6 protein-coding genes are annotated in these 5,930 nt (G+C 49.3%); 1 reads left to right on the top strand and 5 read right to left on the bottom strand.

The window, feature by feature from the left end; genetic code table 11:
• The 5 genes from ACESLU_RS10425 to ACESLU_RS10405 form a co-directional block, all read right to left on the bottom strand.
• Positions 1-1,019 (bottom strand): amidohydrolase (locus tag ACESLU_RS10425; RefSeq protein WP_372638591.1); only part of this gene is annotated, 1,019 nt, incomplete at its 3' end.
• Between the two features lie 213 nt (positions 1,020-1,232).
• A complete protein-coding gene (locus ACESLU_RS10420; RefSeq protein ID WP_372638590.1) occupies positions 1,233-1,808 on the bottom strand; it encodes a peptidoglycan DD-metalloendopeptidase family protein in 576 nt (191 codons plus the stop codon).
• 144 nt (positions 1,809-1,952) lie between these two features.
• Positions 1,953-3,023 (bottom strand): alanine racemase, encoded by a 1,071-nt coding sequence (locus ACESLU_RS10415; protein WP_372638589.1) that lies wholly within the window; start codon positions 3,021-3,023, stop codon positions 1,953-1,955.
• A 3-nt stretch (positions 3,024-3,026) separates the two neighbouring features.
• Positions 3,027-3,467, bottom strand: a complete 441-nt coding sequence (locus tag ACESLU_RS10410; RefSeq protein WP_372638588.1) for a GNAT family N-acetyltransferase — start codon at positions 3,465-3,467, stop codon at positions 3,027-3,029.
• Between the two features lie 42 nt (positions 3,468-3,509).
• Entirely contained in the window at positions 3,510-5,021 is a 1,512-nt protein-coding gene (locus ACESLU_RS10405; protein WP_372638587.1) for a sodium:solute symporter, read from the bottom strand.
• Between the two features lie 574 nt (positions 5,022-5,595).
• Here ACESLU_RS10405 and ACESLU_RS10400 point away from each other — a divergent pair.
• On the top strand, positions 5,596-5,930 hold a 335-nt coding region (locus ACESLU_RS10400; protein ID WP_372638586.1), incomplete at its 3' end, for an aminotransferase class III-fold pyridoxal phosphate-dependent enzyme.

Here is a 5,930-nt window from a genome sequence, read left to right as displayed (position 1 = left end):
GGTATTTCTTTCGTAAAATGACCGAAATCTTCGGACCAGCTGAAGGGATTCTCCTTTTCCAGGATATCCTTTTCCTGATGTGCTGCGGCACTGCGAATGATATCAACGGCTTCGGGATTATTTATGGTAGCCGCAAAGGGCTCAACCCAGTCATAGTCAATATCCAGCCCGTAGGTACCGGCCAGTCCCTCTGCGATCTCGAGGCACTGGCTTTGCACGGAGGCTAAAAGCTCATCGCTGTAGGTGCGCAAGGTAGCACGTACCGTCGCCCTGCCGGGGGAAGTGCCGTAGGCCTGTTCCCCGAGAACCGCATTGATCACTGTCACTTTCGCAGCCTGATCCAGCGAGCTGTAAAACTGGGGTACGCTCGAAAGCGCCTGGACCAGCTGAGCCATGGCGGTGGCGGGACTTCTGCCCTCTTCGGGGTGACCGGCGTGAGCGGTCTGTCCCTTTAACTTCACTTCGAGTCCGACCGAAGCTGCGGCAAAAGTACCTTCCCGAACGACAATCTGGTGCCTGGTATAACCCGGCAGGTTGTGCAGGGCGAAACAGTAATCGGGATTCACGGCCTGAAAGATGTCATCCCCGAGCACCTGCCGGGCGCCCTGTCCGGTCTCTTCCGCCGGCTGAAAAAGCAGCGTGACTGTACCTGCTGCCGGTCGCTCTTCGGCCAGCAGCCTTGCCACCCCGCAAATGATGCTCATGTGTCCGTCATGCCCGCACTTGTGTCCCACTTCTTCCGACTCCGAGCGGTAATCGCTTTCGATCTCATCCGGAATGGGCAGTGCATCGAGCTCGCACCGGAACAATATATGCGGACCTTCATCTCCTCCCTGGTAAGTAGCCAGGATCCCGTGTCCCCCAACTCCTTCCTGAATTTCATCCGGATGGGTTTCTTTTAAAAAATCATGTATAAGCCGGGCGGTTTCAGATTCCGAGCCGGAAATTTCGGCCCGCCGGTGCAGCTGGTGACGCAGTTCGGTCAGCTCCCGCAAGTGTGGCTGTATGTTAAAAGACATTCAAAGTACGCTCTTTAGTGAAATTAAATATAAAGGTGTTTAATTAGCGTATTTTAGAGCAGAATTGCCAATGTATCAGTTGTCAGTTATCAAAGGCTGCCGATTTTTGAGCTTCATGTCAATAATTGACTTTAAAGCTCCAATCAATTTTAAAGCTCCTCATGATCTATATAACACTCAACATGGTTTTCGCTTCGTCCACTGACAGACCGATTAATACTCATAAATATCGCCCAGCACTTGGCGTGGGTCGGGATAGATCCGGAGTGCCCGGTCACGTTCCTCATCCGCAACAACCCCCGGCATATCGGCTTCCCCGGGATCTTCGAGCGACAGCTGGAAGTGCAGATGCGGGGCCCATCCCCCGTTAACTTCCGCCGTACCCAGGGTTGCGATCTGCTCGCCGCGGCCGACGGCATCGCCCGGCGACCAACTTGCCAGGGAGCGGCGGGACAAGTGCCCGTAAAGGGCAAAAAGTTTTTTATTCAGAGCATATTCGATAACAAGCGTGGGACCATAATTGCCCTTTTCATTATTATCACGCAGGTAAGCGATCGTCCCCCCGTAAAACGAAAATACCGGGGTTCCGGCTTCGGTCCATATATCAATGCCCATGTGGATATTGCGACGATTATCGTACTGCGGGGCCACGTACATGCCCGCTCGCTTCTCATTATACCGGCCGATCCCCCACTCTTTGGTGCTGATAAAATTTGGGTCGTAGTCCCTCGTAAAATCAAAAATATACATTTCATCGGGGTAATCCATTACCCTGGCAAAATCGGGCATAATTGTGTTTCAGAAGTTTATTTATTTCAGTTGGTTATAGCACAGGGTTATACAGAGAAGGCGCAGGGAATGCCTGCATAATCTCTTCAGCCGGCGACTCCTTTTTCGGGTTCCGTTTTTTTAACGCTGAAAGAAATGGAACGCTCACTCTACCATTTTATCAATATAGTCGGAGTTCATAATACCCAGCGCCCCCATATATTTCATGCGAAAACGGATAAAGTCTCCCACTTCGTAACCCGATTTGTTATCCCCGACATCCAGAATAAGCATATCGGAACTGGCGTCTACGATCTTAACATCCTCTTCCACATTGATCAGGTGATCGGGATTGATATCCAGGTATCCAATATCCAGGATGGCGCGGTAGGAAGTTTCCCCGTATTCTTCTTCATCAATATTCGCCGTCCTTCCCTGCGGATCCTTGCCCAGCTCGCCACTTGGTACTTTCGGCTTTTCAGCAATTTCAATAACCTGTGTATACAGCTCCAGCACATCATTATGCATGCCCTCAATCGTTCCGTCCGTAAACAGGTCTTTGCCGAAAAAAAGGGCCTCACCCACCCTGAAATGGTTGATACCGCTGGGCAGCTGGTTCCGCAACAACAGCGGAATCGTGACCGTGGTACCGCCCGATACCAGCGGGATCGTTTTGTTGAACCGCAACTCAATAATCTGCTTGTACAGCGACAGCTGAATCAGCTTGTCCTCATCGGGCATGACCCCGTGCATACAGTTCAGGTTGGTACCGATCCCCAGCACCTCGATATGAGACAGCTGAAACACCTTCTCATAGAAACCGATCAGGTTTTCCCGGATCACGCCTTCCCGCAGATCCCCCATCTCAATCATGATGATAACCTTATGCACCTTGTCCTGCTTTTGCGCCTCTTCGGAGAGCGCGTGCAGGGTTGAAAGCTCGGTATTCAGGCTGGCATCGGCATATTTTACCACCGATTCGATAATATCCCTGGGCGGCGGCTTGATATAGGTCGTCATCGTATCCGGGTCGATCTCCTTGATCTTCCGGAGGTTGCTGATGCGCGAGTCGTGCATCTCGCCGATCCCCAGATCGGCCACCTCTTTCAGATAGGCTTCATGTCCGCATAACAGCTTGGTTGTAATTCCCCACTTGATGTCATTTTTCTTGAACAGCTCATCAAGAAAATGATAATTCGCACGTAACTTGTCGCGATATAGTTTTAAATAGGCCATGCCCTATTTCTTAAGTCGCATTTCTAAATACTTACTGGTAAAGCCGTATTTCTCATACAGGTATTTAGCCGGATTGTCGGGCTCCACATGTAAGGCAATATCACCTTCGGTAGCCTCAATCGATCGCTCCATCAGCTGCTTGCCAATCCCCTGTCCCCGGGCTTCACCGTGAACGGCAATATACACTAATATATGCTCCGGTATGTACCCGCCCATATTGGTGTGGTTAATAATGACGGCTCCCCGGATCTGCTCATCACGGTGGGCCACGATGATAAAACCATCCTGACCTGCTTCATCGCCATAGGCATAACTTATGCAGCTTGATATATGGCGTTTTTCATCTCCATATTCATCGAGATGTTCATACAAAAAATCAGCAATATCTTTACGGGAAAAAACGGTTGGATTTTTTGTATCAGAATATATGATGTCAAATTGCATGATGGTAGATTAGAGTCAAAAGGAAAATGTCATTTCTCTACGTCATAAAGAGTCGTCGCTTTGGTCCGGAAACAGCAGTGATAATGTTACAAACATTATGATCGAAACTGAAATTCCAAATACATTGGCATCCAGTCCGGCGGGAAGTTTTTCTATTCCCAACACTACCTGATTAAAATCAAAAAAGGGGATCTTCTGAACGTTTAAGACAATATCTTCAAGAAGCAATTGCAAAATCAAGGTCGTTCCGCCTCCCAGCATCATGGCTCCTATTGCGCCTGTACTGCTGCTGTTATCCCAGTAGAATGCGCCCACAACCGGGACAAACAGTCCCGATACCATAAAAGCATAGGAATAGAGCATCAGATCCAGTACGTTAGTCATCATACTGGCAACAAGCAAGGCGCCGGCGCCGATGAGGAGAGTCGTGACTTGGGAAAACCGCAGAAACGTGTCGCTGTCATGATCCACCTCCCTGAAATACCCGATAATATCGGAAACCACATTACCGGATGAAGCCATCAGGCAGCTGTCGGCCGTTGAGAGAATAGCGGAAAAATAGGCGCTCATCATAATGCCCATAAATCCCACGGGTAGTACCGTGCGCAATAACATCGGCAGGCCGGTCTCGGGGTCGGTATCGCTGACATTTGCGGCCCCGAGGTAGTCAAACATGCCCTGGGCGGCAGCCACTTTGGCAAAAAGTCCCAACGCCACGCCCATAAACGCCATAACGGGCCATTCGAAAAGTCCCGCCAGAAACCAGGCCTTCTTTGCCGTCTTTTCGTCGTTACAGGCATAGATACGCTGGTAGAGCGTCATCCCCACAAACCAGATGGGAATAATCGTTGCTCCCCAGTATACGACGCGCTGCCAGGTGAGGTTGCTCATCGAAAGCAATTCGGGATCAACCGTCTGCGATATGGCCTCCCACCCGCCGATAGCATTGTACGAGATCGGAATGCCCACAAAGATAAGACCCAGCATCAGGATGGTCCACTGCACGGTATCCGTATAGATAACGGCTTTAAGACCCCCCATGACTGTATAGATTACGGCCACAGATCCCATGATAATGAGCGCTGTTTGCAGATCGAGGTTGGCAAAGGTACCCTGTGCCAGCTTGGCGCCGGCCAGGATCTGGGAGCTGGTAAACCCGGCATATCCTATGGCTGAGATGATCCCGGCCACAAGGGCTACTTCCGGGTTAAAATAGTGCTTGAAAATCTCGGGAAAGGTGAAGGCCTTGTCAAAAACCGGATTGCCTTTAACTTTGGGTATCAATAATACGGCCGCCATCCATGCTCCCACCAGTCCCGTGAAGAGCATCCAGGAACCGGATATCCCCATCACAAAACCGAGTCCCCCCAACCCAATGGAAAACCCGCCGCCGACATCGGTTGCCACGACCGACAGGCCGATATGCAGGCTGCTCATATTTCGTCCGCCCACATAGTAGTCGTCCGCCCCTTTGTTTCTTTGCAGGAAGAAGACTCCGAAGCCTAACATGCCTATCATGTAGCAGACAAAAATCGTCAGGTCAATCCAATGCATATATATAATCCATAGAGAAAGTTGGAGTTCTGCCCAATAAAAAAACCCTCGAGCAATATACTCCAGGGTTCAACATTAATCGACGGCGTAATATATCCTTTACGAGGCGGAATTACCAATTACTACCCTCCAGCCTCTCATTTCCAACCCCTTTCCGTCCCTATCGGGGCAGAGGTTGAGGCGTGAGAATCTGCAGCCCTGAACCTTGACAATACTATTCTTTGCTCAAGGTGTTTATTCAACGGTCTATGCCCGCAATCCGCTGCTTGCTCATCATCTAAAAGCTCATCATCTAAAAGGATGTTGACAAACCAGTCCCGAAGCATCGGGAAATATCAAATCATGAGCAAATTCAAAACCGTTGCAAATAAAGGCCTCTGTGAGGATTCTGAATGTGAATCCGCAAAAATGAAGAGATTGGCTAAAAAGAATGGTTTTTGCATAGCTGGCTCAAATTAAAAAACCCATTAAACTGAAATCAACATTTTAAAAATCCTTCAGAAAGTATATTTTTCTTCTCTTTTTAAGATCCTATCTTGTATGTTCAATAGGATTAACTATAATTAAACCATACATGACTACTACGGAACAAGCCATTTCGCTCGAAGAACAGTTTGGAGCTCACAACTATCACCCCCTGCCGGTGGTGCTTTCCAAAGGTGAAGGAGTACATGTATGGGACCCGGAAGGCAATCGTTATTATGATTTTCTATCGGCATATTCTGCCGTCAACCAGGGACATTGTCACCCGCGGATCATCGACACCCTGAAGAATCAGGCCGAAAAGTTGACCCTGGTTTCCCGCGCATTTTACAGTGATCAGCTGGGAGCGTATGAGAAGTATATGCACGATCTTTTCGGTTATGACAAGCTTTTACCCATGAACACCGGCGCCGAAGGTGTGGAAAC

The organism is Fodinibius sp. (assembly GCF_041642155.1).
Classification (GTDB): domain Bacteria; phylum Bacteroidota; class Rhodothermia; order Balneolales; family Balneolaceae; genus Fodinibius.
The sequence above is the reverse complement of the archived record's forward strand: the minus strand, read 5'-3'. Positions and strand labels throughout refer to the sequence as shown.